At 61.8% G+C, this 25,901-nt stretch carries 25 protein-coding genes; 6 read left to right on the forward strand and 19 right to left on the reverse strand.

The genetic code is table 11. The features are described 5' to 3' along the window. Positions 1-47: 47 nt before the first annotated feature. The 5 genes from AC07N4_RS16345 to AC07N4_RS16365 form a co-directional block, all read right to left on the reverse strand. Positions 48-1,073, reverse strand: coding sequence for a putative 2-aminoethylphosphonate ABC transporter substrate-binding protein (locus tag AC07N4_RS16345; protein WP_096817517.1), 1,026 nt, complete (start codon positions 1,071-1,073; stop codon positions 48-50). 47 nt (positions 1,074-1,120) lie between these two features. Beyond that, entirely contained in the window at positions 1,121-2,845 is a 1,725-nt protein-coding gene (locus AC07N4_RS16350) for a putative 2-aminoethylphosphonate ABC transporter permease subunit (RefSeq protein WP_114886147.1), read from the reverse strand. After that, positions 2,845-3,921 carry a putative 2-aminoethylphosphonate ABC transporter ATP-binding protein gene (locus AC07N4_RS16355; protein WP_007953451.1) on the reverse strand — a complete coding sequence of 359 codons (1,077 nt, stop codon included), beginning with the start codon at positions 3,919-3,921 and terminating at the stop codon, positions 2,845-2,847. Before AC07N4_RS16355 ends, AC07N4_RS16350 begins: the two co-directional genes overlap by 1 nt. A 107-nt stretch (positions 3,922-4,028) precedes the next feature. Then, positions 4,029-4,892: a LysR family transcriptional regulator gene (locus AC07N4_RS16360; protein ID WP_493065675.1), complete on the reverse strand. Its 864-nt coding sequence runs from the start codon at positions 4,890-4,892 to the stop codon at positions 4,029-4,031. A gap of 16 nt (positions 4,893-4,908) precedes the next feature. Continuing rightward, positions 4,909-7,176 carry a heavy metal translocating P-type ATPase gene (locus AC07N4_RS16365; protein ID WP_493065674.1) on the reverse strand — a complete coding sequence of 756 codons (2,268 nt, stop codon included), beginning with the start codon at positions 7,174-7,176 and terminating at the stop codon, positions 4,909-4,911. A gap of 84 nt (positions 7,177-7,260) precedes the next feature. Here AC07N4_RS16365 and cadR point away from each other — a divergent pair, with 84 nt between their 5' ends. Beyond that, the gene (cadR, locus tag AC07N4_RS16370; protein ID WP_007953454.1) at positions 7,261-7,710 is read left to right on the forward strand and encodes a Cd(II)/Pb(II)-responsive transcriptional regulator; all 450 of its coding nucleotides are present in this window, start codon (positions 7,261-7,263) and stop codon (positions 7,708-7,710) included. A 59-nt stretch (positions 7,711-7,769) separates the two neighbouring features. Here the strand turns inward: cadR and AC07N4_RS16375 are convergent, their stop codons facing one another. The 3 genes from AC07N4_RS16375 to AC07N4_RS16385 form a co-directional block, all read right to left on the reverse strand. Further along, positions 7,770-8,741: a thymidylate synthase gene (locus AC07N4_RS16375; RefSeq protein ID WP_011336420.1), complete on the reverse strand. Its 972-nt coding sequence runs from the start codon at positions 8,739-8,741 to the stop codon at positions 7,770-7,772. A gap of 50 nt (positions 8,742-8,791) precedes the next feature. Continuing rightward, positions 8,792-9,607 (reverse strand): prolipoprotein diacylglyceryl transferase, encoded by an 816-nt coding sequence (lgt, locus tag AC07N4_RS16380; RefSeq protein ID WP_096817506.1) that lies wholly within the window; start codon positions 9,605-9,607, stop codon positions 8,792-8,794. Positions 9,608-9,689: 82 nt separating this feature from the next. Then, positions 9,690-10,472, reverse strand: a complete 783-nt coding sequence (locus AC07N4_RS16385; protein ID WP_493065673.1) for a sulfite exporter TauE/SafE family protein — start codon at positions 10,470-10,472, stop codon at positions 9,690-9,692. 129 nt (positions 10,473-10,601) lie between these two features. Between AC07N4_RS16385 and AC07N4_RS16390 the strand changes: the two genes are divergently transcribed. After that, on the forward strand, positions 10,602-11,348 hold the full coding sequence (locus AC07N4_RS16390; RefSeq protein ID WP_493065672.1) for an NRDE family protein: 747 nt from the start codon (positions 10,602-10,604) through the stop codon (positions 11,346-11,348). Positions 11,349-11,379: 31 nt separating this feature from the next. Here AC07N4_RS16390 and ptsP read toward each other — a convergent pair whose 3' ends face one another. Together ptsP and AC07N4_RS16400 are read right to left on the reverse strand one after the other, a co-directional pair. Continuing rightward, on the reverse strand, positions 11,380-13,659 hold the full coding sequence (gene ptsP, locus AC07N4_RS16395) for a phosphoenolpyruvate--protein phosphotransferase (RefSeq protein ID WP_096817498.1): 2,280 nt from the start codon (positions 13,657-13,659) through the stop codon (positions 11,380-11,382). A 22-nt stretch (positions 13,660-13,681) separates the two neighbouring features. Then, positions 13,682-14,161 carry an RNA pyrophosphohydrolase gene (locus AC07N4_RS16400; RefSeq protein WP_003229203.1) on the reverse strand — a complete coding sequence of 160 codons (480 nt, stop codon included), beginning with the start codon at positions 14,159-14,161 and terminating at the stop codon, positions 13,682-13,684. 143 nt (positions 14,162-14,304) lie between these two features. Here AC07N4_RS16400 and AC07N4_RS16405 point away from each other — a divergent pair, with 143 nt between their 5' ends. Then, complete coding sequence (locus AC07N4_RS16405; protein ID WP_096817495.1) at positions 14,305-14,961, forward strand: histidinol-phosphatase; 657 nt, start codon at positions 14,305-14,307, stop codon at positions 14,959-14,961. A 22-nt stretch (positions 14,962-14,983) separates the two neighbouring features. Here AC07N4_RS16405 and AC07N4_RS16410 read toward each other — a convergent pair whose 3' ends face one another. Beyond that, entirely contained in the window at positions 14,984-15,409 is a 426-nt protein-coding gene (locus AC07N4_RS16410; RefSeq protein WP_085709022.1) for a DUF2269 domain-containing protein, read from the reverse strand. A gap of 39 nt (positions 15,410-15,448) precedes the next feature. Further along, positions 15,449-16,963, reverse strand: coding sequence for a threonine ammonia-lyase, biosynthetic (gene ilvA, locus AC07N4_RS16415; RefSeq protein ID WP_493065671.1), 1,515 nt, complete (start codon positions 16,961-16,963; stop codon positions 15,449-15,451). Between the two features lie 148 nt (positions 16,964-17,111). On the opposite strand from ilvA, the gene rpiA reads away from it, so the two are divergent. Further along, complete coding sequence (rpiA, locus tag AC07N4_RS16420; protein WP_096817491.1) at positions 17,112-17,786, forward strand: ribose-5-phosphate isomerase RpiA; 675 nt, start codon at positions 17,112-17,114, stop codon at positions 17,784-17,786. A gap of 53 nt (positions 17,787-17,839) precedes the next feature. Here the strand turns inward: rpiA and AC07N4_RS16425 are convergent, their stop codons facing one another. From AC07N4_RS16425 to AC07N4_RS16440, 4 genes are all read right to left on the reverse strand, one after another. Further along, positions 17,840-18,757, reverse strand: a complete 918-nt coding sequence (locus AC07N4_RS16425) for an SdiA-regulated domain-containing protein (RefSeq protein WP_273539246.1) — start codon at positions 18,755-18,757, stop codon at positions 17,840-17,842. 106 nt (positions 18,758-18,863) lie between these two features. Further along, complete coding sequence (locus tag AC07N4_RS16430) at positions 18,864-19,787, reverse strand: SdiA-regulated domain-containing protein (RefSeq protein WP_192559233.1); 924 nt, start codon at positions 19,785-19,787, stop codon at positions 18,864-18,866. A gap of 224 nt (positions 19,788-20,011) precedes the next feature. After that, complete coding sequence (locus AC07N4_RS16435) at positions 20,012-20,677, reverse strand: fumarylacetoacetate hydrolase family protein (RefSeq protein WP_096817485.1); 666 nt, start codon at positions 20,675-20,677, stop codon at positions 20,012-20,014. A gap of 40 nt (positions 20,678-20,717) precedes the next feature. After that, complete coding sequence (locus tag AC07N4_RS16440) at positions 20,718-22,112, reverse strand: FAD-binding oxidoreductase (protein WP_096817482.1); 1,395 nt, start codon at positions 22,110-22,112, stop codon at positions 20,718-20,720. Between the two features lie 204 nt (positions 22,113-22,316). On the opposite strand from AC07N4_RS16440, the gene serA reads away from it, so the two are divergent. After that, the gene (serA, locus tag AC07N4_RS16445) at positions 22,317-23,546 is read left to right on the forward strand and encodes a phosphoglycerate dehydrogenase (RefSeq protein ID WP_493065670.1); all 1,230 of its coding nucleotides are present in this window, start codon (positions 22,317-22,319) and stop codon (positions 23,544-23,546) included. Positions 23,547-23,609: 63 nt separating this feature from the next. Here the strand turns inward: serA and AC07N4_RS16450 are convergent, their stop codons facing one another. Beyond that, the gene (locus AC07N4_RS16450; RefSeq protein ID WP_102619659.1) at positions 23,610-24,035 is read right to left on the reverse strand and encodes a DUF4399 domain-containing protein; all 426 of its coding nucleotides are present in this window, start codon (positions 24,033-24,035) and stop codon (positions 23,610-23,612) included. Between the two features lie 134 nt (positions 24,036-24,169). On the opposite strand from AC07N4_RS16450, the gene AC07N4_RS16455 reads away from it, so the two are divergent. Continuing rightward, positions 24,170-24,754, forward strand: coding sequence for a transporter substrate-binding domain-containing protein (locus AC07N4_RS16455; protein ID WP_102619658.1), 585 nt, complete (start codon positions 24,170-24,172; stop codon positions 24,752-24,754). A gap of 6 nt (positions 24,755-24,760) precedes the next feature. Here AC07N4_RS16455 and AC07N4_RS16460 read toward each other — a convergent pair whose 3' ends face one another. Next, the gene (locus AC07N4_RS16460) at positions 24,761-25,246 is read right to left on the reverse strand and encodes a 2-thiouracil desulfurase family protein (RefSeq protein WP_493065669.1); all 486 of its coding nucleotides are present in this window, start codon (positions 25,244-25,246) and stop codon (positions 24,761-24,763) included. Between the two features lies 1 nt (position 25,247). Further along, the gene (locus AC07N4_RS16465) at positions 25,248-25,880 is read right to left on the reverse strand and encodes a 2OG-Fe(II) oxygenase (protein WP_096817474.1); all 633 of its coding nucleotides are present in this window, start codon (positions 25,878-25,880) and stop codon (positions 25,248-25,250) included. Positions 25,881-25,901 lie beyond the last annotated feature (21 nt).

Below are 25,901 nucleotides of genomic sequence, written 5' to 3' on the forward strand. Positions count from 1 at the left end.
CCATCGCTGGCAAGCCAGCGATGGGGCCCTGTCAGTCGATGAAGATCTTACTTGGCGACCACTTTCTCGGACTTGCCGTCATAGCGCTTGCGCCATTCGGTCAGGATCTCGTCGCGGTTCTTCGAGGCCCAGGCAAAGTCGTTCTTGATCAGGCGCTGCTCGTAGTCGGCCGGCAGTTCGGTCTGCGGCTTGGCGATGCCCGGCTGGGCGAGGACGGCGAAGTTTTCCTTGTACAGATCCATCGCCGGGGCGCTGGCGGAGAAGTCAGCCAGTTTCTTCGCAGCCTCTTCGTGCGGCGTGCCTTTGATCACGGCAGTCGCTTCGATCTCCCAGCCCAGGCCTTCCTTCGGCAGGATGATGTCCAGCGGTGCACCCTGGCGTTTCAACTGTACGGCCGGGTATTCGAAGGAAATCCCGATCGGGAATTCGCCAGCGGCCGCCAGTTTGCAAGGCTTGGAACCGGAGTGAACGTATTGGCCGATGTTCTGGTGCAGACCGTCCATGTAAGCCCAGCCCTGCTTCTCGCCGAAGGTTTGCAGCCAGGCGCTGACGTCGAGGAAACCGGTGCCGGACGAGGCCGGGTTCGGCATCACGATCTTGCCTTTGTACTCAGGCTTGGTAAGGTCCTGCCAGCTCACCGGTTTGGTCAGGCCTTGTTTCTCGGCCTCGACAGTGTTGAAGCAAATGGTTGCGGCCCAGACGTCCATGCCGACCCAGGCTGGCGGGTTGGCGGCGTCGCGGTAGTTCGCACCGATCTTGCCCAGATCCTTCGGCGCATAGCTTTGCAGCATGCCTTGCTGATCGAGGATCGCCAGGCTCGATGCTGCCAGGCCCCACACCGCGTCAGCCTGTGGACGCTCTTTTTCGGCCAGCAGTTTGGCGGTGATGATCCCGGTGGAATCGCGCACCCACTTGATCTCGACGTCCGGGTTGGCCTTTTCGAACGCTTCCTTATAGCTCTTAAGCTGTTCGGCTTCGAGGGCGGTGTACACCGTCAACTCGGTTTTTGCCGCGAAGGCATTCAGGCTGAAAGTAGCGAGCACAGCAGCGGCCAGGGCCATAGGCTTGAACATGATCGTTTTCCTGTAGGTGAGTTGAGGCGATAGGGATAAGTCGTGAATCAGTGACCGGGCGCCGTTTGCCGCCAGGCCTGGGAACGGCGCAGCAAGCCGCGCGAAGCCCACGCCAGCAGCAAGGACACGCCCGCCGAGGTGAACAGAATCAGGGTCGACATCGCCGCCGCGCCGCCGACGTTGCCGGCGTCATCCATGTTCAGCACCGCCACCGCCGCAAGGATGGTGTCGGGGCTGTAGAGGAAGATCGCTGCCGACACGGTGGTCATGGCCGAGACGAACAGGTAGCGCACGATGTCCAGCAGCGCCGGCAGGCAGATCGGCACGGTGACCTTCAGGTAATGCCGGTACAGCGGCGCCTTGAGCGACAGCGCGGCGGCTTCGAACTCGGCGTCGAGCTGGCGCAGCGCAGTGGTGGCGGTCATCTGCGCAGTGGTCAAATAGTGAGCAATGGTGCAGACGATCAGCAGGGTCATGGTCCCGTACAGCACGTGCAGCGGGTTGCCGGTGAGGTTGAAGAAGAAGACGTAACCCAGCCCCAGCACCAGTCCCGGTACCGCCATCGGTACGAAACTGAGCATGCGCAGGGTCAAATTCAGTCCGCGCTGGCTGCGGGTCTTTTCCATCAGGTAAGCGCCGGTGAAGATCAGCACGCTGCCGATCAATGCCGTGCCCAGCGCCATTTTCAAACTGTTGCCGTAGGCCAGCCACCCACCGCCGGCGGTCTCGTTGAACTGATAGTGGTTGAGTGACAGCGACAGGTTGTACGGCCAGAACTTCACCAGCGACGAGAACACCGCCATGCCGAACACCAGCAGCAACGCCGCACTGATCAGCAGGACGATCGCCAGATAACAGGCGTCGCGCTTCTTCGACGGCGCCGGTTTGAACACCTGGGCGCGGCCGCTCATGGAGTCGCCGTGACGCCGACGCAGCCAGGCATCGACGCCGAAGCTGAACAGCGCCGGCAGCAGCAGAACCATGCCGATCAACGCGCCACGACCGAATTGCTGCTGGCCGACCACCGCTTTGTAGGCTTCCAGCGCCAGCACCTGATAGTCGCCACCGACCACCACCGGCACACCGAAATCAGTGATGGTCAGGGTGAACACCAAACAGAACGCGGCGAACACAGCCTGGCGGGTTGCCGGCCAAGTAATGCTGCGGAAGGCTTTCGCAGGACTGGCGCCCATGCTCGACGCGGCGTCGAACAGTCGCGCATCCGCCAGCGACAGGGCTGACAGCAAAATCATCAAGGCGTGTGGGAAGGTGTAGATCACCTCACCCAGAACAATCCCCCAGAAACCGTAGATGTTGTCCGATAGCAGCCCGCGCAACATGCCCTGATTGCCGAACAGATAGACCAGGGCAATCCCCGGCAACATCGACGGCGCCATCAGCGGCAGCAGGGAAATCCCGCGCCAGATGCCTTTGGCGGGAATCAACGTGCGTTGCAACGCGTAGGCAAACAGGTAGGCCAGCGGTACGACGATGGCCGCGACGCTGAGGGAAACCTTCAGGCTGTTACCGAGCAACCAGTGAAAATTGTCGCTGGTCACCAGTTCCTTCGCCGCCAGCCAGCCACCACCCTGCCCGGCTTCGCTGCTGAAACCGCGCCAGAAGATCGCCAGCAATGGCAACAGCACCGCCACACCGAGCAGCACCAGCAGCAGGAGTTTGCCGCCGAGGACGAAGATCCGGTCGCCGACCTCGGCCCCGGACACCTGCCGCGCCTGCTTTTGCGGTAGCGGCAGTGCGAGGTTGCTGTTCATCAGGCAAACACCTGCAGGCTGCGTGGCGGCAAGGCGACCATGATTTGCTGGGCGCCGAGGCGCGGCATGGCTTCCGGTGCCAGTTCGGCGAGCAAGGCGTGGCCGGGCAATTGATCGAGCTCGAAGCTCATGCGGCAGCGGTTGCCGAGGAAAGTGATCTCGCGGACCTTGGCCGGGAACAGGTTTTCTTCGTGCACCAGCGGATTGACGTTGATCGCTTCCGGACGGCAGAACAGTCGGCCCGACGGGCTGTGGACGCTGCCATCGGCCAGGCGCAGGTTCATCCCGCCGACCTTGGCGTGGCTGTCGCTGCTGCGCTGGAACGGCAGCCAGTTGCCCTGGCCGACGAACTCGGCCACGAACGGCGTGGCCGGGCGGTTGTAGATTTCCTGCGGGGTGGCGTACTGCTCGACCTTGCCGTTGTTCATCACGGCGATGCGGTCGGCCATCAGCATGGCTTCGTCCTGATTGTGGGTGACCATCAGGGTGGTGATGCCGAGGTTGCGTTGCAGTTGGCGCAACTCGGTGCACAGATGCTCGCGAACCCGGGCGTCGAGGGCCGACATCGGTTCGTCGAGCAGCAGCAACGACGGCGCGGGGGCCAGGGCTCGGGCCAGTGCAACTCGTTGCTGCTGGCCACCGGACAACTGGCCCGGGTACTTTTTCTCACTGCCGGTGAGGCCGACCAGCTCCAGCATCTGACCAACGCGACGGCGCACTTCATCACGACCACTGCCGGCGAGGCCGTAGGCAATGTTCGCTTCGACGGTCAGATTGGGGAACAGCGCGTAGGACTGGAACAGGATGCCGTAGTCCCGGGCCTGCGGGGCGAGGTGGGAAACGTCGCGCTCGCCGAGGTACAACTCGCCACTGTCCTGCTTCTCCAGACCGGCGATGCAGCGCAACAGCGTGGTCTTGCCACAGCCCGACGGGCCGAGCAGGCACACCAGCTCACCGGCCGCGACATCGAGGGAGACGTTATCCAGCGCGGTGAAGGCGCCGAAGCGCTTCTGCACGCCCCGCACTTTCATCGGGGCGCCGGGGTTGGTCAGGGCAGTTGCGATTGCAGGGTTCATGGACAGACCTCATCAAGCAGATGAGGCAAATCCTAGAGTTGTAATGCGTCGGTCATATGGCAGTAAGGCAAAATCGACCGATAGTGGTATTCAGGGATTTGGGTTGATCAGGCCGGGGACATTTCCTGCGCCAGCCCGAGAAACGCCGCCGGCAACCGGGCGTTCTTGCGTTCCTTGAGGCAGTAGAGATATTCGGGGATCTGCGGCGCATTCTCCAGGGTCAGCACCCGCAACTGCGGATCATGCGGTACTTCCTGGCGGGCGATGATGCTGATGCCGATGTTGCGCAGCACCGCTTCGCGGATCGATTCACGGCTGCCGATCTCCAGCAACGGGCCGAAACTGACCCCGGCACCGGCCAGCAATTCTTCGGTCAAGCGACGGGTGGTCGAGCCCGGTTCACGCATCAACAGGGTATGCCCGGCCAGTGCACTCAGCGGCACATGGTCGTGCGCTGCCAGTGGATGATTGCGATGCACCGCCAGCACCAGCGGATCGCTTCCAAGCACCCGGCGGATCAGCCGCGCATCGTCGAGCAATTGCGACGATGCCGCGACATCCACCCGGTAATCCTCCAGCGCTTCGAGCACTTGCTGCGAGTTGCCGATTTCCACCGACACTTCCACCTGCGGCAGACGTTCGCGGAAGGTCTTCACCAGATCGAGGATGTAATACGGCGCGGTGGCGGCGATGCGCAGGGTGCCCTGAACCTGACCACTGTTGCGCAGGAAGAACTCGATATCGGCCTCCTGCTGCAACAGCGCCTTGACCATCGGCAACAGCCGCGCACCTTCATCGCTGACACTCAGGCGCCGGCCGCCACGGTAGAACAGCTCCACCGAGTACTGACTTTCCAGATTACGGATCTGGGTGGTCACGGTCGGTTGACTGAGGCCGAGCTTTTTCGCCGCCAGCGTGATGCTGCCCAGGCGGGCCACCATGTAAAACGCTTTCAGCTCGGCACTCAGCACAACCGCCCCTCTTCCTCTATTTGCGCAACAGGCGCAAACCGTTGAACACCACCAGCAGGCTCACGCCCATGTCGGCAAACACCGCCATCCACATGGTGGCGAGCCCGGCGAAGGTTACCCCAAGAAAGATAGCCTTGATCACCAATGCCAACGCAATGTTCTGTTTCAGGATGCTGGCCGTGTTGCGGGACAAGCTGATGAAGGCCGGAATCTTGCGCAGATCGTCGTCCATCAGGGCGACATCGGCGGTTTCAATCGCCGTATCGGTGCCAGCCGCCGCCATCGCAAAACCGATCTCCGCACGAGCCAGTGCCGGCGCATCGTTGATACCGTCGCCGACCATGCCGACCCGACGGCCCTGCGCGTACAGTTCTTCGATGGCTTGCAGTTTGTCGGTGGGCAGCAAGTCGCCCTTGGCCTGATCGATCCCGACCTGCGCCGCAATGGCCTGCGCGGTGTGGACGTTGTCGCCGGTGAGCATCAGGGTTTTCACGCCCAGATCGTGCAGCTGGCGAATCGCTTCGCGGCTGGTTTCCTTGACTGTGTCGGCCACGGCAAACAATGCCAGCGGGCCGGAACGGTCGAGCAGCAGCACCACGGACTTGCCCTGTTTTTCCAGCGCGAACAGTTTTTCTTCCAGTTGCGGCGAGCAAAGGCCCAGTTCTTCCACCAAACGATGGTTGCCCAGGTGGTAGGCCTGGCCGTTGACCTCACCCTTCACACCACGCCCGGCCAGCGCTTCGAAGTTATCCACAACCAGCGTGGCGAAACCTTTATCCACAGCTGCGTTGGCGATGGCCAGCGACACCGGGTGATCGGAACGCCCGGCCAGCGCGGCGGCAATCGCCGGCGCCGTGGCGTCGGCGGTCGGATCGAGGGACAGGTAGTCGGTCTGCACCGGCTTGCCGTGGGTGATGGTGCCGGTCTTGTCGAGGGCCAGATAGTCGAGTTTGAAACCGCCCTCCAGGTACACGCCGCCCTTGACCAGAATGCCTTTGCGCGCCGCTGCGGCGAGGCCGCTGACGATGGTCACCGGGGTGGAAATCACCAGTGCGCACGGGCACGCAACCACCAGCAGCACCAGCGCGCGGTAGATCCAGTCGAACCACACGGCGCCCATGAACAGCGGCGGGATGATCGCCACGGCCAGGGCCAGGACGAAGACCACCGGGGTGTAGATTTTCGAGAACTGATCGACAAAGCGCTGGGTGGGCGCCCGCGCGCCTTGCGCCTGTTCCACGGCGTGGATGATTCGCGCCAGGGTGGAATTGTTCGCCGCTGCCGTCACCGCATACTCCAGCGAACCGGCCTGGTTGATGGTGCCGGCGAACACTTTGTCGCCGACGGTTTTTTCCACGGGCAGGCTTTCGCCGGTGATCGGCGCCTGATCGATAGTCGAACTGCCGCTGACGACTTCACCGTCCAGCGCAATACGCTCGCCGGGTTTTACCCGCACACGGGCGCCGAGATCGATGCTTTTCACATCCAGTTCGACCCAGTTGCCGTCAGCCTGCAACACAGTCGCCTGCTCCGGGGTCATCTGCATCAAACCGCTGATGGCGTTGCGTGCGCGATCCAGCGAGCGCGCTTCGATCAGCTCGGCCACGGTGAACAAGAACATCACCATCGCCGCTTCCGGCCATTGGCCGATCAACACGGCGCCGGTCACGGCGATGCTCATCAGGGCGTTGATGTTGAGGTTGCGGTTCTTCAGGGCGATCCAGCCCTTCTTGTAGGTGGTGAGGCCGCCGCTGAGGATCGAGATCAGCGCGATGATCGCCACCACCCAGGTCGGCGCGGCGCTGGTGAAGTGGATCACTTCGGCAGCGAGCGCACCGACGCCGGACAGCGCCAGCGGCCACCAGTGTTTTTTCACCGGGGCGGCGGCCGGGGAATCAACGCCCGCCTCGAGCGGCTCGGCCTGCATGCCGAGGGATTTGATTGCGTCGATGATCGGCGCGGTGTCCGGCAGATTGTGGGTCACGCCGAGCACGCGGTTGATCAGGTTGAATTCCAGCTGCTGGATCCCGGCGAGTTTGCCGAGCTTGTTCTGGATCAGCGTCTGCTCGGTCGGGCAGTCCATCGCCTCGATGCGGAAACTGCTCAGCCGGGCGTCGGCGCTTTTCGCCTCGCTCAGTTGTACCAGCGCTGGCGCAGCGGCTTTCGATGAACAGCAGGAATCGCCGCCGTGGGAATGCTTATGCACAGGCTGCAATTTATGACTGTGATCGTGCCCGTCGCCCGGTTTGTGGGTGTGAGGGTGGGTGTGCTGGGAATCGCTCATTGGTCGCGTCCATGAAGGTGCCTGTTGCCAAGTAAAGACCCTGTAGCCACTATAGGGTCAAGCACCCTTTTGGAGATCGCTGTCATGAAGATCGGAGAACTGGCGAAACAGACCGATTGCGCCGTAGAAACCATCCGCTACTACGAGCGCGAAAACCTGCTGCCGGAACCGGCCCGCAGTGACGGCAACTACCGCGTCTACACCCAGGCCCACGCCGAGCGCCTGACGTTCATCCGCAACTGCCGCACCCTCGACATGACCCTCGAAGAGATCCGCAGCCTGCTCGCCTTGCGCGACAGCCCGCAGGATCAGTGCGAAAGCGTGAATGCGCTGATCGACGAGCACATCCAGCACGTCAAGGCGCGAATCGATGGGTTGTTGGCGTTGCAGACGCAACTGCTCGACCTGCGCCAGCGTTGTGGCGAAGGGCCGGAAGCGGATCAGTGCGGGATCCTGCAACGGCTGGAAGTGAGTGGCGGAGTTGTGGCAGCGGAGGTTGAGCATTCGCATGTGGGCCGCAGTCACGGCCATTAAGAACGCCAGAAACGACTGAGGGAGCCATTTGGCTCCCTCAGTGTTTGATCACCCGGTTTTCAGACCGCCATCGGCGCGGTCATCGGCGCATGGTGCTCGTAGCCTTCCAGCGAGAAGTCGCTCGGCTCCACCAGCTCCAGCCATTCCGGCTGGTACACGCCCGTCTTGGCGAATTCCGGCACACGATCCGAAATCTTCAACTTCGGCATGGCGAACGGCTCGCGCTTGAGCTGTTCGTTGAGCATGTCGAGGTGGTTCTCGTAGACGTGGGCGTCACCGATGAAATAGGTGAACCAGCGCGGCGTATAACCGGTCAGGCGACCGATCAGACTCAGCAGTGCAGCGCCTTCGGTGAGGTTGAACGGCGTGCCCAGACCCAGGTCGTTGGAGCGGATGTAGAGGGTCAGAGAAATCTCTTTGGTCTCGACATTCGGGTGGAACTGGTACAGCAGATGGCACGGCGGCAAAGCCATTTCATCGAGCTGGGCGCAGTTCCAGCCGTGGAACAGGATGCGGCGGCTGCCCGGATCCTTGATGATCGTGTCGACGCACTGGCGCACTTGATCGATGGCTTTGTACAGCACCACGTAGGCCTGGCCGTCTTCTTCGCCCTGGGCAATCTGCTTGTAGCCGTTGCTCAGGGTTTGTTCGATGGCGGCGGTGTTGCTCAGCGGGATCTGCTTGTACGCCGGCCATTTGCGCCATTGCACGCCGTAGATTTCGCCGAGGTCGTCTTCGCCCTGGCGGAACGGGTTGGCCAGCCACTGGGCGTTTTCGTTGGCGTTCTGATCCCAGACCTTGCAGCCCAGCGCACGGAATTCCGCAGCATTGTTCACGCCACGCAGAAAGCCGCACATCTCGCCGATGGCCGATTTGAAGGCCATCTTGCGGGTGGTGATCGCCGGGAAACCTTCCTGCAGATCGAAGCGCAGCATCGCGCCCGGAAAGCTGATGGTGTTCACGCCGGTACGGTTGGCCTGTTTGGTGCCGTTGTTGATGACGTGCGACACCAGATCGAGATATTGCTTCATGAGTTACCTGTGTCCTTGAGCCCCGGCCAACCGCGCCGGGGTTCGAAAATTTAAGCCGTCGGTGCAACCGGTGCCGCCGGGGCACGACGGTAGGCCAGCCAGATCAGGAACAGCCCGCCGATGATCATCGGTACACACAGTACCTGACCCATGGTCAGCCAGTTCCAGGCGAGGTAGCCCAGTTGCGCGTCCGGCACGCGGACGAATTCGACGATGAAACGGAAGATGCCATAGAACAGCGCGAACATGCCCGAGACCGCCATGGTTGGGCGCGGCTTGCGCGAGAACAGCCAGAGGATCAGGAACAGCGCGACGCCTTCGAGCGCGAACTGGTACAGCTGCGAAGGGTGACGCGGCAGTTGCGCCGGGTCGCTGAACGGCGGGAACACCATGGCCCACGGCACGTCGGTGGCCTTGCCCCACAGCTCGGCGTTGATGAAGTTGCCGATGCGTCCGGCACCCAGGCCGATCGGCACCATCGGCGCGACGAAGTCCATCAGCTGGAAGAACGACTTGCCGTTACGCTTGCCGAACCACAACGCCGCCAGCATCACGCCGATGAAGCCGCCGTGGAACGACATGCCGCCCTTCCACACCTCGAAAATCAGCGTCGGGTTGGCGATGTAGGCGCTCAGATCGTAGAACAGCACATAGCCCAGTCGCCCGCCGACAATCACGCCCATCGACAGCCAGAACACCAGATCGGAGAGTTTCTCCTTGGTCCAGGTCGGGTCGAAACGGTTGAGCCGGCGCGACGCCAGCAGCCACGCACCGCCAATGCCGACCAGATACATCAGGCCGTACCAATGGATTTTCAGCGGACCGATGGCCAGGGCCACCGGGTCGATCTGCGGGTAAGGCAGCATTGCGACTCCTCGTTAGAGTTCAAATCTTCAAAATTCCCGGGCGACGCTGCCACCTCAGGATTAAGCCAGGATTGTGGCCTGCTCAGAACAAAAAGCTCAGCCCCACGCAGAACAGCAAAGCGGCGAACAGCCGTTTCAGCAACTTCGGCGACAACTTGTGCGCCAGCCGCGCGCCGAGACGGGCGAACACCATGCTGGTCAACGCAATGCCCAGCAGCGCCGGCAGATACACAAACCCGAGACTATGGGCCGGCAGCAACGGATCATGCCAGCCCAGAATCATGAAACTTATTGCACTGGCCACGGCAATCGGCAGGCCACAGGCCGACGATGTCGCCACCGCCTGCTGCATCGGCACGCTGCGCCAGGTCAGGAACGGCACGGTCAGCGAGCCACCGCCAATCCCGAAAATCGCCGACGCCCAGCCGATCACACTGCCGGCCATGGTCAGACCGAGCTTGCCGGGCACCGTTCGGCTGGCCTTGGGTTTGACGTCCAGCGCCAGCTGCGCCGCGATCACCAGCGCGAATACACCGATGATTTTCTGCAGATTGGGCCCGGAGATCGCTTCGGCCGTCAGCGCCCCGAAACCGGCGCCAAGCAGAATCCCGACGGTCATCCACTTGAAGATCGACCAACGCACCGCCCCGCGTCGATGATGCTCACGCACGGCGTTGACCGAGGTGAAGATGATCGTCGCCAGCGACGTGCCGACGGCCAGGTGGGTCAGGATCGACGGATCGAAGCCTTGCAAGGTGAAACTGAACACCAGCACCGGAACGATGATGATCCCGCCGCCAACCCCGAACAGCCCGGCCAGCACGCCTGCACAGGCACCCAGCGCCAGATAGAGCAGAAATTCCATGCTGCCTCCAAGGCGCATCCCCAAAACCGGAGCGGCATGGTAACGGATGCATGGCCTTCGGCTCCACTGGCGATGGATGCACGGACGATGTCTGCGTAGAGTGGGCAGAAAACACACAAGGACCACCTTATGTGCCTGATCGTTTTCGCCTGGCGGCCGGGGCATGCCCAGCCGCTGATCGTCGCGGCCAACCGTGACGAGTTCTACGCCCGGCCCAGCCTGCCGCTGGCCCAGTGGCCGGAAGCGCCGCACGTTCACGCCGGTCGGGACCTGGAGGCCGGAGGCACCTGGCTCGGCCTCGGCGCCAATGGACGTTTTGCCGCACTGACCAACATCCGTGATCCGCATCAACCGCCAGCCCGGCGCTCCCGGGGAGAATTGGTGGCGGGGTTTCTGACCGGAAACCTGTCGATCGATGACTATTTGTCCGACGTTGTCGCCCGTTCGCCGGAGTATGCCGGGTTCAATCTGCTGCTGGGCAATGCTCATGAGTTGTGGCATTTCAACGCCCGGACTTCGGAACCGGTGATGTTGCAGCCGGGCCTTTACGGGCTTTCAAACGCCGGGCTGGATACGCCGTGGCCGAAACTGCTCAAGGCCAAGGCTGCATTGAATGCGGTGCTGGATGATCCACAGCCCGAGCGGTTGCTCGCGCTGCTGGGCGATGCGCAGACCGCGCCGTTCGCCGAACTGCCGGACACCGGCGTGGGGCTGGCGACCGAGTCGTTGTTGTCGAGTGTGTTTATTGCCAGCCAGAGCTATGGGACACGGGCGAGTACGGCGCTGATTGTGCAGGCCGACGGGACGCGGCGGATGGTGGAGCGCAGTTTCGGGCCGTATGGCGGGCACTTGGGGGAAGTGGAAATCAACCTCTGAAGATCGCAGCCCGAAGGCTGCGATCCTGTGCTCAGAGAGGTTTGGCCGCCGCTGGACTGACCATCTTCGCCAATCCGAGGTTCTTCAGCGCCAACTGCAGCGAGCTGTGGATAACTTGCGGGTTATCGATAGTCATCAGTTCCGCCAGCAGATCCCTGGCCTTGCTCAGGTTGATCTGACGCAGCATCCACTTCACCTTCGGCAGGTTGGTGGCGTTCATCGACAGGCTGTCGAAACCCATCGCCATCAACAGCACCGCCGCCGCCGGGTCACCGGCCATCTCGCCGCAGATGCTCACCGGCTTGCCTTCGGCATGGGCGTCGCGCACCACGGTTTGCAGGGCTTGCAGCACCGCCGGGTGCAGGTAGTCGTAGAGATCGGCCACCCGTGGGTTGTTGCGGTCCACGGCCAACAGGTACTGGGTCAGGTCGTTGGAGCCGACCGACAGGAAGTCCACCATCCGCGCCAGTTCCTTGGTCTGGTAGACCGCCGCAGGAATTTCAATCATCACGCCCACCGGCGGCATCGGCACGTCGGTGCCTTCGTCGCGCACTTCGCCCCAGGCACGGTGAATCAGGTGCAGCGCCTCTTCGAGCTCGTGGATGCCGGAGATCATCGGCAGCAGGATCCGCAGGTTGTTCAGGCCTTCGCTGGCCTTGAGCATCGCGCGGGTCTGCACCAGGAAGATTTCCGGGTGGTCGAGGGTGACGCGGATCCCGCGCCAGCCGAGGAACGGGTTGTCTTCCTTGATCGGGAAGTACGACAGCGACTTGTCCCCGCCGATGTCCAGGCTGCGCATGGTCACCGGTTGCGGGTGGAACGCGGCAAGCTGCTCACGGTAGATCGCCAGTTGTTCCTTCTCGCTCGGGAAACGCTGGTTGATCATGAACGGCACTTCGGTGCGGTACAGACCGACGCCTTCGGCGCCACGTTTCTGCGCCCGCGCCACGTCCGCCAGCAGGCCGGTGTTGACCCACAGCGGCATGCGGTGGCCATCGAGGGTCACGCATGGCAGGTCGCGCAGGGTATCGAGGCCCAGCGCCAGTTGTTTCTCTTCTTCCACCACATCGGCGAATTGCTTGCGCAACACTTCGCTGGGGTTGGTGTAGACATCGCCCTTGGTGCCATCGACGATCATGTCGATGCCGTCAACCTTGGCATACGGCAGGTCGACCAGACCCATGACCGTCGGGATGCCCATGGCCCGGGCCAGGATTGCGACGTGGGAGTTGCCCGAACCGAGTACCGAGACCAGACCGACCAGCGTGCCTTCCGGCACCTCGCCGAGCATTGCCGGCGTCAGTTCTTCGCTGACCAGAATGGTTTTTTCCGGGTAGACCAGGTTCTGCTGACGCTCTTCCTGCAAGTAGGCGAGCAGGCGACGGCCCAGGTCCTTGACGTCCGACGCCCGCTCACGCAGGTATTCATCGTCCATCAATTCGAAACGGTTGACGTGATCGGTGACCACCTGACGCAACGCGCCCTGGGCCCACTGGCCGGTCTTGATCACGGTGGTGATTTCGCTGCCCAGCGAGGCATCGTCGAGCATCATCAGGTAGACGTCGAACAGCGCGCGCTCTTCCGGACGCAACTGGGTCGCCAGTTTGGCCGACAAGGCACGCATGTCGGCGCGCACGCCTTCGATGGCGGTCTTGAACAGCTCCAGCTCGGCATCGATGTCGTCGATGTGCTTGTCCGGCACCACGTCCAGATCCGCCGGCGGCAACATGACCACCGCCGTACCGACCGCTGCGCCCGGCGAACCCGGCACACCGACGAACTTGGCTTCCTGGATGCCCTTGCCCTGACGGCCCAGACCTCGGATCGAACCGGTGGCCTCGGCGTGAGCGATTACGCCAGCGAGCTGCGCGCTCATGGTCACGAGGAAGGCTTCTTCACCTTCATCGAACTGGCGACGTTCTTTCTGCTGGATGACCAACACGCCGACGACGCGGCGGTGGTGAATGATCGGCGCCCCGAGGAACGAGGCGTAACGCTCCTCGCCGGTTTCGGCGAAGTAGCGGTAGCGCGGGTGATCCGCGGCGTTTTCGAGGTTCAGGGGTTCTTCACGCGTGCCGACCAGGCCGACCAGACCTTCGTTGGGTGCCATGCTGACCTTGCCGATCGAGCGCTTGTTCAAGCCCTCGGTGGCCATCAGGACGAAGCGGTTGGTCTCGGGATCAAGCAGGTAGACCGAGCAGACCTGGCTGCCCATGGCCTCTTTGACGCGCAATACAATAATCCCCAACGCCGCCTTGAGATCCTTGGCGGAGTTAACTTCCTGGACGATCTTGCGCAGCGTATTGAGCATGGCTCGGGGTCGAACTCCGTCGTCAGTCGCGCGCTAAAAGGCGCGGGGCAAGCTCTTTGAGAGCGCGGCGATACACCTCGCGCTTGAATGTCACCACCTGGCCCAACGGATACCAATAGCTGACCCAGCGCCAGCCATCGAACTCCGGTTTACCGGTCAAATCCATCCGCACCCGCTGCTCGTTGGAGATCAGGCGCAGGAGAAACCACTTCTGTTTCTGGCCGATGCACAGCGGTTGGCTGTGGGTTCGCACCAGACGTTGCGGCAAACGATAGCGCAACCAGCCCCGGGTACAGGCGAGAATTTCAACATCCTCGCGTTCCAGGCCCACTTCTTCGTTCAACTCGCGGTACAAGGCGTCTTCCGGCGTCTCCTCGGGATTGATCCCTCCTTGCGGAAACTGCCAGGCATCTTGATTGATACGGCGAGCCCATAGCACCTGTCCGGCGTCATTCGTCAGAATGATCCCGACATTAGGACGGAAACCATCGGGGTCGATCACGGCAACAACCTCGCAAACGCATGTCGCCGCATTGTTCCACAAAGATTGTGAAGGCAGCAATGAAGCTTCCTACCTTATGTGCACTCTTGTGAAAAGACCGTATTCTTGTGGCCTTTTTACTGACTTTTCAGCGGGTAACTGCAATGCGCCTGGCTTTATTCGATTTGGACAACACCCTTCTGGGCGGCGACAGCGATCACGCCTGGGGCGATTATCTGTGTGAACGCGGCTTCCTCGACCCGATCGCTTACAAGGCACGCAACGACGAGTTCTATCAGGACTACCTGGCGGGCAAACTGGATAACGCCGCGTACCTGAACTTCTGCCTGGAAATTCTCGGCCGCACCGACATGGCCGTGCTCGAGCAATGGCACAGCGACTTCATGCGCGACTGCATCGAGCCGCTGATGTTGCCAAAAGCGGTCGAGCTGCTGAAAAAGCACCGCGACGCCGGCGACAAACTGGTGATCATCACCGCCACCAACCGCTTCGTCACCGCACCGATTGCCGAGCGCCTGGGCGTTGAAACCCTGATCGCCACCGAGTGCGAGATGCAGGACGGTCGCTACACCGGTCGCAGCACCGACGTGCCGTGCTTCCGTGAAGGCAAGGTAACGCGCCTGAACCGCTGGCTGGAAGAGACCGGGCATTCGCTGCAAGACAGCTATTTCTACAGCGACTCGATGAACGACTTGCCGCTGCTGGAGCAGGTGGTGAACCCGGTCGCTGTTGATCCGGACCCGAATCTGCGGGCCGAAGCCGAGAAACGCGGCTGGTCGGTCATCTCGCTGCGCGATTGATCTCGAGACCGGGTGCCGGGCCTTAAACCGGCTTGGCGCCCATCAACCCGGCAATCGCGACAAAGCAGACAAAACTGAACAGCGCCAGGGCAAAGCTGAACCTGCCGACGCCGCCCGGCGCCTTGCGCAACCGGTTCAAGCGCACCAGCAGCCAGAACCACGCCAGCGCCGCCACGGTGTACAGCACGCTGGAGGCCAGAATCCACGTCTGCCCCAACGGCCAACCCACCAGATGCACCATCCACCAACCCGTAAACGGCATGCTCAGCAGCGCCAGGCCCATCAGCAGCCAGACAAACACCCGTGGCCGCTGCAAGGTGCGGCTGCCCGCCGTCGCATCACCTTTGCGCCGGGCCAGTAAAACCCAGACGCCCAGTCCCAGCGCACTCGCCAGCAGAACCACGGTGGCGACCATGTGCGCCGTTTTCAGGGCAGTTAACGTTTCCATTGTCCGATTTCCTTAAGGCCTGCCCATCAGCGTAGCCGCTCAGCCAAGAAACAGCTGATAGGCCGGGTTGTCGCTTTCGTCCCAGTACGGGTAGCCGATTTCCGCCAGCGCTGCGGGAACCAGGTGACGCTCCTCGTGAGGCACTTGCAGACCGGCGACCACACGGCCATCGGCCGCGCCGTGGTTGCGGTAGTGGAACATCGAAATGTTCCAGCGCCCGCCGAGCTTGTTGAGGAAGTTGAACAGCGCGCCCGGACGCTCCGGAAACTCGAAGCGCAACACCACTTCATCGACCACCTGCGCCGCGCGCCCACCGACCATGTGGCGGATATGCAGTTTGGCCAGTTCGTTGTCGGTGAGGTCGAGTACCGGGAAACCCTGTTCGGTCAGGCTCGACAGCAAGGCGCTGCGCGGGTCGTTTTCCGGGTGAGTCTGCACGCCGACGAAGATGTGCGCTTCGCTGCCGGTGTTGTAGCGATAGTTGAATTCGGTGATCTGGCGTTTTCCGATGGCCTCGCAGAACGCCTTGAAGCTGCCGGCCTTCTCCGGGATGGTCACGGCGATGATCGCTTCACGCCCCTCGCCCAGCTCGGCGCGCTCGGCGACGTGGCGCAGGCGGTCGAAGTTGACGTTGGCCCCGGAGTCGATGGCGACGAAAGTCTGGCTGCTGACGCCGCGCTGCTCGACATACTTCTTGATCCCGGCCACGCCCAGGGCGCCGGCCGGTTCGGTGATCGAACGGGTGTCGTCGTAGATGTCCTTGATCGCCGCACAGATCTCGTCGGTGCTGACAGTGATCACTTCATCGACGTAATCCTTGCAGATGTCGAACGTATGCTGGCCGATCTGCGCCACCGCCACGCCGTCGGCGAAGATGCCCACGGTCGGCAGCACGACGCGCTCGCCCGCCGCCATCGCCGCTTGCAGGCAGTTGGAGTCGTCGGGCTCGACGCCGATGACCTTGATGTCCGGCCGCAGGTATTTCACGTACGCCGCGATGCCGGCGATCAGACCGCCACCGCCCACCGGTACGAAGATCGCGTCCAGTGGCTGCGGGTGCTGGCGCAGGATTTCCATCGCCACGGTGCCCTGCCCGGCAATGGTGTGCGGATCGTCGTACGGATGGATGTAGACGTAGCCTTTTTCATCGACCAGTTTCAGCGAGTAGGCCAGGGCTTCCGGGAACGAATCACCGTGCAGCACCACCTTGCCGCCACGGGAGCGTACGCCTTCGACCTTGATCTCCGGGGTGGTCTTGGGCATCACGATGGTTGCCTTCACGCCCAGCACTTTCGCCGCCAGGGCCAGGCCCTGCGCGTGGTTGCCCGCCGACGCGGTGACCACGCCGCGAGCGCGTTCTTCGTCGCTCAACTGGGTCAGCTTGTTGTAGGCGCCGCGAATCTTGAACGAGAACACCGGCTGCAAGTCTTCGCGCTTGAGCCAGATGTCGTTGCCCAGCCGCTCGGAGAGCTGGCGGGCGTTCTGCAGCGGGGTTTCTACGGCAACGTCATAAACGCGCGAGGTGAGGATCTTCTTGACGTACTGTTCGAGCATCGGAAAGCATCACTGAGCGGGTTGGGCAGGGCCAACGAGTCTAACCCGGCTTTCGGGCGCACGACCACACGAATCCAGAGGTTTTAGCCCGGCTTGAGGCTATAATGCCGGCCTTTCCGTTCTTACCTTGCCCGCTTCCGGAGCCCGCATGACCCAGGATCAACTCAAACAGGCCGTGGCCCAGGCCGCCGTCGACTTCATCCTTCCGAAACTTGACGACAAAAGCATCGTCGGGGTCGGCACCGGCTCCACCGCCAACTGCTTCATCGACGCCCTGGCCCAGCACAAGGGCGCGTTCGATGGCGCGGTCGCCAGTTCCGAAGCCACCGCCGCGCGCCTCAAGGGCCACGGGATTCCGGTGTACGAACTGAACACGGTCAGCGACCTGGAGTTCTACATCGACGGCGCCGACGAAAGCGACGAGCACCTGAACCTGATCAAGGGCGGTGGCGCAGCCCTGACCCGCGAGAAGATCGTCGCGGCCGTGGCCAAGACCTTCATCTGCATCGCCGACGGCAGCAAACTGGTGCCGGTGCTCGGCGCGTTCCCGCTGCCGGTGGAAGTGATCCCGATGGCTCGCAGCCACGTGGCCCGCCAACTGGTGAAGCTGGGCGGTGACCCGGTCTACCGCGAAGGCGTGCTGACCGACAACGGCAACATCATCCTCGACGTGCACAATCTGCAGATCACCAACCCGGTGGAGCTGGAAGCGCAGATCAATGCAATCGTCGGCGTGGTCACCAACGGCTTGTTCGCGGCGCGTCCGGCTGACCTGCTGTTGCTGGGCACCAGCGAAGGCGTGAAGACCCTGAAGGCCGAGTAAGCCTGAAGAACCTGTGGGAGCCTGTCCGCTCCCACAGGGGTTCAAAAAGAAAGTCAGTTCGGGTCTGGTTTTCTGAAGACATAAAACAGATTTGGCTCGCTCACCAGATACAACGTCCCGTCGTCATCCATCGCAATGCCTTCCGCCTGCGGCACGGTTTTCTTCAGCCCTTGCCGACCACCGCTCAACGACATCGTGCTCATCGGGCGCCCGTCCACATCCAGTTCCAGAATCAGCCGCGATTCGTCCGACAGCGCCAGTAGATGGCCGCTGCGCTCGTCGTATTGCAGGCTCGACAGGTCACGCACGAACATCCCGGCGTCGCGCTTGGGGTTGTTGATGACATGCACCGCGTAGGACTTTTCCGGGTTGAAGTGCGGAAATCCGTGCACTTCGTAGATCAGCATCGGATCGCGCTCCTTGGCCACGAACAGGCGCTTGCCCACTGAATCGTAAGCCAGACCTTCGAAACCCTTGTTGCCGCTCATGTGCACGCCGAGCGTCATCTGCTCGGCGTCCGCCGCATCGAGGAACGTAGTGTCGTGCTCCAGATGGATCTTGATCAGGCGCTGCTGACGCTCGTCGGTGATCACGTAAGTGTCGGCACTGATGAACTCGACCGCCTCCGGATCGCCGAAACCGATCAGCGCGACACGGCGCAGGATCCGGCCCTCCAGCGACAATTCGATCAGCTCGGCATTCTTGTTGGTGACGGTGAACAGGCTTTTGCGCACCGGATCGTAAGTCAGCGCGGAGACGTCATCGTTCAGCCCCTCGATGACCCGAGCCTCGATGCCCACGCGGTACTGATCCAGATTGATCGCCTCAATGCTGTGGGGCTGCCAGTGACTTTGCAGGTTGAACCAGGCGCGCTCGAACAGACGCAGGTATTGGCCGATCGCAATCAATGCGATCAGGGCAATCACCGAGAGGATGATCAGAAGTGGCTTGGGACGGGCAAATCGACGCATGCGGGCTGGGCTCGGGATCAAAACAGGCGGATGAAATATCACGCCTGTCTGAATCGAAGCTTAAAGGCCACTTGCCCCGGACGACAACCTTGCGGCGGCAGGCGGGTTATTTCTGTTTTTCGAAGCGGTAGAACAGGTTCGGCTCGCTGACCATGTACAGCGTGCCTGCCTCGTCCATGGTCACGCCTTCGGCGCGGGGGATGGTCTGCTTCAGACCGTTGAAACCGCCCAGCAAGGTCATGAAACTGACCTGTTCGCCCTTCTCGTCCAGCTCCAGCAGCAGGTGCGAATCGGCAGACAGCACCAGGGTATGACCGGTGCGCGGATCGATGGCCAGGGCCGAGAGGTTGCGGATGTCCAGTTCATCGTTCGGCAGTTTCTGCTTGTCGCCGGTGAGAGTCTGGCTGCCGTCGCTTTTCCAAGTGAACAGCGCTGGCGGACGTTCTTCGCCCAGCAACAATCGCTGGTTGCGGGCATCCCAGGTGATGGCTTCGAAGGCCTTGTTCTGGTTTTTCGAGGGGCCGAGGTCGTATTTCGGGAAATCGTCGCGCTTCAGCTCGCGGGTATTGGCATCGACCTTGACGATCGACAGCATGTGCTCACGCTCATCGACAATAGCCAGCAAGCCATTGCCCATGACGGTCACGCCTTCCGGGTTGATCCAGCCCACCAGCGGCATCTTGCGCAGCACGTCGCCCTGCAAGGTCAGCTCGACCAGGAACGGATTCTTGCCCATCACCGAAAACAGGGTCTTGCTCTGCGGGTCGTAGGACAGGTCCGAGGCCTCGTCCTTTTCCATCCCCGGCAACAGCTTGGCGTCGATCACCACCCGATAGTCCGGCAACCAGACACTCGCCGTGCGTTCAGCCGGGCTTTCGAAGCGCTCGCGCACCCACAACAGGCCACGGTCATCCCAATGCATCGCATACGCCAGACCGTAACCGGCCGCGACCACCAGCAACAGCCAGTAATACCAGCGCAGGGCGAAACGTGAACGGCGAGCAGTGTTGAGCTGTGTTTGAGATGACATCAGTGGACGCGTTCCGAAAAATTCAGGCTATGGGTAATAGCACAAAGAGGCCGGCTCAGACGCCAGAATGACCGGAATTATCCGGACAGGATGTGAAAAAAACGGCAAATGGCCGGATTGCCCTGCGCCTTTGCAGGCGGGATCACAAAACAGAAATGGGAGATTGCCGGCTTGAGGGCGCACCTCAAACCCGCAATCTCCCACTCGGGAACGCGTTGCCCGGATCAGCGAACGCTGCTGGTGAAGCGACTGGCGCCCGGCAGTTCCAGCACAATGTCATCGCCAACGTTCAGCGGACCGACACCCACCGGCGTGCCGGTCAGGATCACGTCACCGGCCTGCAGCGAGAAGCAGCCGGCCATGTGCTGGATCATCGGCACGATCGGGTTGAGCATCGCGCTGCTGTTGCCGTCCTGGCGCACTTCGCCATTGATGGTCAGGCGGATGCCGATGTCGGTCAGGTCGGCAAAGGTGCTGCCGACCACGAACGGTGCAATCACCGCCGCGCCGTCGAACGACTTGGCGATTTCCCACGGCAGGCCCTTGGACTTGAGCTCGGCCTGCTTGTCGCGCAAGGTCAGGTCCAGCGCCGGGGCGAATCCGGAGATCGCGTCCAGCACTTCTTCACGGCTGGGCTTGGTCGACAGCGGCTTGCCGATCAACACGGCGATTTCCGCTTCGTAATGCACAGAGCCACGCTCGGTCGGAATGCTGAAACCACCTTCCAGCGGCACCACGCAACTGCCCGGCTTGATGAACAGCAACGGTTCGGTAGGGACCGGGTTGTCCAGTTCCTTGGCGTGTTCGGCGTAGTTGCGGCCGATGCACACCACTTTCCCCAGCGGAAAATGAATCCGCGTACCGTCGACATACTGGTGCTGATAGCTCATTACCGACTCCTGCCTTCATTGATTCATCAGGGATTGCCAATCAAACTGCGAAGATCTTGCCCGGGTTCATGATGCCGTTCGGGTCGAACACCGCCTTGACCGCTTTCATGTATTCGATTTCCACCGGCGAGCGGCTGTAGGTCAAGTAGTCGCGCTTGGTCATGCCCACGCCGTGCTCGGCGGAAATCGAACCGTTGTACTTCTCGACGGTTTCGAACACCCACTTGTTGACGGTGGCGCACTTGGCGAAAAACTCGTCCTTGCTCAGGTTGTCCGGCTTGAGGATGTTCAGGTGCAGGTTGCCGTCGCCGATGTGGCCGAACCAGACGATTTCGAAGTCTGGATAATGTTTGCCGACGATCGCGTCGATTTCCCGCAGGAACGCCGGGACTTTCGAGACGGTGACCGAGATGTCGTTCTTGTACGGCGTCCAGTGGGAGATGGTTTCGGAGATGTACTCGCGCAACTTCCACAGGTTCTGCAATTGGGTTTCGCTCTGGCTCATCACGCCGTCCAGCACCCAGCCCTGCTCCACGCAATGCTCGAAGGTTTCCAGGGCGCTGTTGGCCACTTCCTCGGTGGTCGCTTCAAATTCCAGCAACGCATAGAACGGGCAGTCGGTTTCGAACGGTGCCGGGACGTCGCCACGGCCCATGACCTTGGCCAGGGCCTTGTCGGAGAAGAATTCGAACGCGGTCAGGTCGAGCTTGCCCTGGAAGGCGTGCAGCACCGGCATGATCGAGTCGAAATCCGCGGTGCCGAGCACCATTGCGGTCAGGTTTTTCGGTGCGCGATCCAGGCGCATGGTGGCCTCGACCACGAACCCGAGGGTGCCTTCGGCGCCGATGAACAGCTGGCGCAGGTCGTAACCGGTGGCGTTCTTGATCAGGTCCCGGTTCAGTTCCAGCACATCGCCCTTGCCGGTGACCACTTTCATGCCCGCCACCCAGTTGCGAGTCATGCCGTAGCGAATGACCTTGATCCCGCCGGCATTGGTGCCGATATTGCCGCCAATCTGGCTGGAACCGGCCGACGCGAAGTCCACCGGGTAGTACAGATCATGTTCTTCGGCCGCGTTCTGCAATTGCTCGGTGACCACGCCCGGCTGGCACACGGCGGTGCGGTCGGTGAGGTTGATGTCGAGAATCTGGTTCATGTAGTCGAACGACACCACCACTTCGCCATTGGCGGCCACGGCAGCGGCAGAAAGACCGGTGCGGCCGCCCGAGGGCACCAGCGCCACTTTGTGTTCGTTGGCCCAGCGGACGATGGCCTGCACCTGCTCGATGGTCTTGGGGAACACGATGGCGCTGGGCGCCGGGGCGAAGTGCTTGGTCCAATCCTTGCCGTACGCGTTCAGGGAGTCGGCATCGGTCAGGACCTTGCCAGGCTCGACCAGGGTCTTCAGTTCATCAATCAGGGCAGGATTGGTCATCGACGGAACTCTCGAACAATTCATGGTCATCCTGAGAACGCTTCACGTCGCAGGAATGAGTGATTAGCGGGGCGGCTATGCTAGCATACCGACCCCGCAGGCCAGTGCCCAACGGCGGTTCTGCGGTGACGGCATTCTTGTCGTCAAGGTCAATGTCTGTTGACCATTTCCTGCCATTTTTCTCCGGGATACAGGTTTACGCAGATGAGCAAGACTTCTCTCGATAAGAGCAAGATCAAGTTCCTTCTTCTCGAAGGCGTCCACCAATCGGCTGTCGACGTCCTCAAGGCGGCGGGCTACACCAGCATCGAATACCTGACAGGCTCCCTGCCGGAAGCCCAGCTCAAGGAAAAGATCGCTGACGCTCACTTCATCGGCATTCGTTCGCGCACCCAACTGACCGAAGAGATCTTCGATCACGCGAAGAAGCTGGTGGCAGTCGGCTGTTTCTGCATCGGCACCAACCAGGTTGACCTGAGTGCTGCCCGCGAGCGCGGCATCGCCGTGTTCAACGCGCCGTACTCCAACACCCGCTCCGTTGCCGAGCTGGTGCTGGCCGAAGCGATCCTGCTGCTGCGCGGCATCCCTGAGAAAAACGCTTCCTGCCACCGTGGCGGCTGGATCAAGTCGGCGGCCAACTCCTTCGAGATCCGCGGCAAGAAACTGGGCATCGTCGGCTACGGCTCGATCGGTACTCAGCTGTCGGTCCTGGCTGAAGGTCTGGGCATGCAGGTGTTCTTCTACGACACCGTGACCAAGCTGCCGCTGGGCAACGCGACCCAGGTCGGCAACCTGCACGAGCTGCTGGGCATGTCCGACATCGTCACCCTGCACGTTCCGGAAACCGCTGCGACCCAGTGGATGATCGGCGAGAAGGAAATCCGCGCCATCAAGAAGGGCGGCATCCTGATCAACGCAGCACGCGGCACCGTGGTCGAGCTGGATCACCTGGCCGCAGCGATCAAGGACAAGCACCTGATCGGCGCCGCCATCGACGTGTTCCCGGTCGAGCCGCGCTCCAACGACGAAGAGTTCGAAAGCCCGCTGCGCGGCCTGGACAACGTGATCCTGACCCCGCACATCGGCGGTTCCACCGCTGAAGCGCAGGCCAACATCGGTCTGGAAGTGGCAGAGAAACTGGTCAAGTACAGCGACAACGGTACTTCGGTATCGTCCGTGAACTTCCCGGAAGTGGCCCTGCCGGCTCACCCTGGCAAGCACCGCCTGCTGCACATCCACGAGAACATCCCGGGTGTGATGAGCGAGATCAACAAGGTCTTCGCCGAAAACGGCATCAACATCTCCGGTCAGTTCCTGCAGACCAACGAGAAGGTCGGCTACGTGGTGATCGACGTCGACGCCGAGTACTCGGAGCTGGCGCAAGAGAAGCTGCAACACGTCAACGGCACCATCCGTAGCCGCGTGCTGTTCTGATCAAGCGCTGAGCCACAAAAAAGGGAGCCCCTCGGGGCTCCCTTTTTCATGCCGGCGGAAAAGTCATTTCACCGTCACGGTGATCTTTTCCGAAACGATTGGCGGATCGAAGGCCATGTGGCCCTTGTCGCCCAGCTCCAGCTGCAAGGTGTGCTTGCCCGGCGCCAGGGTCAGTTCGGTTTCGGTCTGGGCCTTGCCGAAGTGGAGGTGGTTGGCATCGGTCGGGATCACGCTGCCCGCCGGGACGATTTCCTTGGCATCGACCAGCAGGTGATGGTGCCCGGTGTTCGCGGTCGGGTCGCCGGCCGGCGCCAGGGCAATGCCTTTGACTTCAAACTTGACCTTGAATGTCTTGTCCACAACGGCACCGCTGCTCGGCTCGACAATACTCACTGAAGCACCGGCCGGTGCCGGTGTAGCGGCGCTGGCCATCATCGAAGCACTTAACAGAAGCCCTGCCAAAGCGGCGCGTGACATGAATGTTTTCATTCTCTTCTCCAGTTTTTCCGTAAAATCCGCGCGGTCATGACAACTTCATGACCATTCGTTGTCGAAGGCACTCGACAACCATAGCAAAGCGAGCCTGAACAGCAGGCCGCGACAATGATTTCAAAGGAGTGACCATGCGCTTTCTGCCTGGCCTGATCTGCCTGCTTCCCCTTCTGAGCCCGCTGGCTCATGCCGAACTGATTGATGACATCAACGACCGTGGCGAGTTGCGCATTGCCCTTGAGGCTAATACACCGCCCTTCAATTTCAAGGACGGCGACACACTCACGGGGTTCGAGGTCGAGCTTGGGCAACTGCTGGCCAACGAGCTGGATGTGCGCGCCGACTTCATCGTCACCGACGAAGCCGATCTGCTCCAGGGCGTCGAAAGCGGCAAGTACGACGTCGCGCTCAACCACATAGCACTGACCCCGGAACTCAAGGATCGTTTCGACTTCAGCGAACCTTACACACAGGTCAATGCGCAGTTATTGGCAAAAAAGGATGAGCAGCCCCGCCCATTGGTGCTGGTACAGACGCTGACTGAGGAAAAACCGAAGGTCGGGCCGCCGGTGGATCTGGCGATTCCATTTCAGAAGGGCAACCCGGCGTTTCACGCGAGTCTTGAGAATGCGTTGCAGCGGATCAGGACGGATGGGCGGCTGGAGGCGTTGTCGCAGAAGTGGTTGAACGCGCAGGCCACTGAACACCTGAAGTGACGGTGTCTAGTCGAGTGCCTTGAGCGCCTGTGCGGCCTGCGGCAGTTCCAGTTCGCTGAAGACCTGCACGCCATGGCGCTTGAGCAAGGCTGCCGTGACACCTTCGCCACTCACCTTCACCCCACTGAACGTCCCGTCATAGGTCAGCAGGTTCCCGCAGGAAGGACTGTTGGCCTTGAGCACCGCCACGCGAATTTCGTGTTTCTGCACCAGTTCCAGCGCCTGGCGCGCACCGTCGAGAAACTGCGCACTGACGTCCTCGCCCTCGGTGGTGATCACCGCCGCAAGGCCATCGAGCACTTCACTGCCCTGCCCGCCCGGAATCTCCGCCGCCGCCCGAGGCGTCGGCAGACCACCGGCCACTTCCGGGCACAGCGGCACGACACGCCCTTCGGCAATCCACTGTTCCAGCAGATCGAACGGCCCGCTGGCGCCACCGTCATAACGCACGCGATGGCCCAACAGGCAGCGGCTCACGAGGATCTTCTGCATCTCAGAACGGCTCGTTGCCACGGCGGCGGAACCAGCCTGTCAGCGACAGGCGCTCACGATGGGCCGGCAACACTTCGTGGGGCACTTCACCGGAGAGAAACACCACCAGACAACCGCCGGTAGGTTGCACGTCATGGACGCGGTCGTTCTCCAGGTACATGCGCAGTTGCCCGCCATCCTCCGGCAGCCAGCCGTCATTGAGGTAGATCACCGCCGAGACCATACGCCGGTCATCGTCGCGAAAACGGTCGACATGCCTGCGATAGAACGCACCCGGCGGGTACAGGGCGAAATGGCACTCGAAATCTTCCAGGCCCAGGAACAAGCCGCGATTGAGCGCCTCGCGCAGGCTGTCCATCAGGTTCAGATAACGGTCACTGGCCTCGGCCTGGCCGGGATCGATCCACTGGATATGGTCACCACGAATACCCTCGCGGACCTCCGACAACGGGCCACGTCCGACCCCCGCCGGCGCCAGTTCACCTTCGGCGTCACGTTTGCGGCACTCGGCGGCCAGCGCGCGGGTCAGATCCGCAGGCAGGAAAATGTTCTGCTGCGACCAGCCACGCTCGGCCAGGTCGTCGACGATACGTAACAGCAGCGGGTGTTCAGAGGATATTTGCATGGCGCGCATAGTATGCCTGCGCCGGGAATT

This window comes from Pseudomonas sp. GW821-FHT09E04 (genome assembly GCF_059416185.1).

Coding starts and splice junctions, on each gene's coding strand:
- AC07N4_RS16345 (WP_096817517.1), bottom strand. CDS start 1,073: ATGTTCAAGCCTATGGCCCTGGCCGCTGCTGTGCTCGCTACTTTCAGC.
- AC07N4_RS16350 (WP_114886147.1), bottom strand. CDS start 2,845: ATGAACAGCAACCTCGCACTGCCGCTACCGCAAAAGCAGGCGCGGCAG.
- AC07N4_RS16355 (WP_007953451.1), bottom strand. CDS start 3,921: ATGAACCCTGCAATCGCAACTGCCCTGACCAACCCCGGCGCCCCGATG.
- AC07N4_RS16365 (WP_493065674.1), bottom strand. CDS start 7,176: ATGAGCGATTCCCAGCACACCCACCCTCACACCCACAAACCGGGCGAC.
- cadR (WP_007953454.1), top strand. CDS start 7,261: ATGAAGATCGGAGAACTGGCGAAACAGACCGATTGCGCCGTAGAAACC.
- AC07N4_RS16375 (WP_011336420.1), bottom strand. CDS start 8,741: ATGAAGCAATATCTCGATCTGGTGTCGCACGTCATCAACAACGGCACC.
- lgt (WP_096817506.1), bottom strand. CDS start 9,607: ATGCTGCCTTACCCGCAGATCGACCCGGTGGCCCTGGCCATCGGTCCG.
- AC07N4_RS16385 (WP_493065673.1), bottom strand. CDS start 10,472: ATGGAATTTCTGCTCTATCTGGCGCTGGGTGCCTGTGCAGGCGTGCTG.
- AC07N4_RS16390 (WP_493065672.1), top strand. CDS start 10,602: ATGTGCCTGATCGTTTTCGCCTGGCGGCCGGGGCATGCCCAGCCGCTG.
- ptsP (WP_096817498.1), bottom strand. CDS start 13,659: ATGCTCAATACGCTGCGCAAGATCGTCCAGGAAGTTAACTCCGCCAAG.
- AC07N4_RS16405 (WP_096817495.1), top strand. CDS start 14,305: ATGCGCCTGGCTTTATTCGATTTGGACAACACCCTTCTGGGCGGCGAC.
- AC07N4_RS16410 (WP_085709022.1), bottom strand. CDS start 15,409: ATGGAAACGTTAACTGCCCTGAAAACGGCGCACATGGTCGCCACCGTG.
- ilvA (WP_493065671.1), bottom strand. CDS start 16,963: ATGCTCGAACAGTACGTCAAGAAGATCCTCACCTCGCGCGTTTATGAC.
- rpiA (WP_096817491.1), top strand. CDS start 17,112: ATGACCCAGGATCAACTCAAACAGGCCGTGGCCCAGGCCGCCGTCGAC.
- AC07N4_RS16425 (WP_273539246.1), bottom strand. CDS start 18,757: ATGCGTCGATTTGCCCGTCCCAAGCCACTTCTGATCATCCTCTCGGTG.
- AC07N4_RS16430 (WP_192559233.1), bottom strand. CDS start 19,787: ATGTCATCTCAAACACAGCTCAACACTGCTCGCCGTTCACGTTTCGCC.
- AC07N4_RS16435 (WP_096817485.1), bottom strand. CDS start 20,677: ATGAGCTATCAGCACCAGTATGTCGACGGTACGCGGATTCATTTTCCG.
- AC07N4_RS16440 (WP_096817482.1), bottom strand. CDS start 22,112: ATGACCAATCCTGCCCTGATTGATGAACTGAAGACCCTGGTCGAGCCT.
- serA (WP_493065670.1), top strand. CDS start 22,317: ATGAGCAAGACTTCTCTCGATAAGAGCAAGATCAAGTTCCTTCTTCTC.
- AC07N4_RS16450 (WP_102619659.1), bottom strand. CDS start 24,035: ATGAAAACATTCATGTCACGCGCCGCTTTGGCAGGGCTTCTGTTAAGT.
- AC07N4_RS16455 (WP_102619658.1), top strand. CDS start 24,170: ATGCGCTTTCTGCCTGGCCTGATCTGCCTGCTTCCCCTTCTGAGCCCG.
- AC07N4_RS16460 (WP_493065669.1), bottom strand. CDS start 25,246: ATGCAGAAGATCCTCGTGAGCCGCTGCCTGTTGGGCCATCGCGTGCGT.
- AC07N4_RS16465 (WP_096817474.1), bottom strand. CDS start 25,880: ATGCGCGCCATGCAAATATCCTCTGAACACCCGCTGCTGTTACGTATC.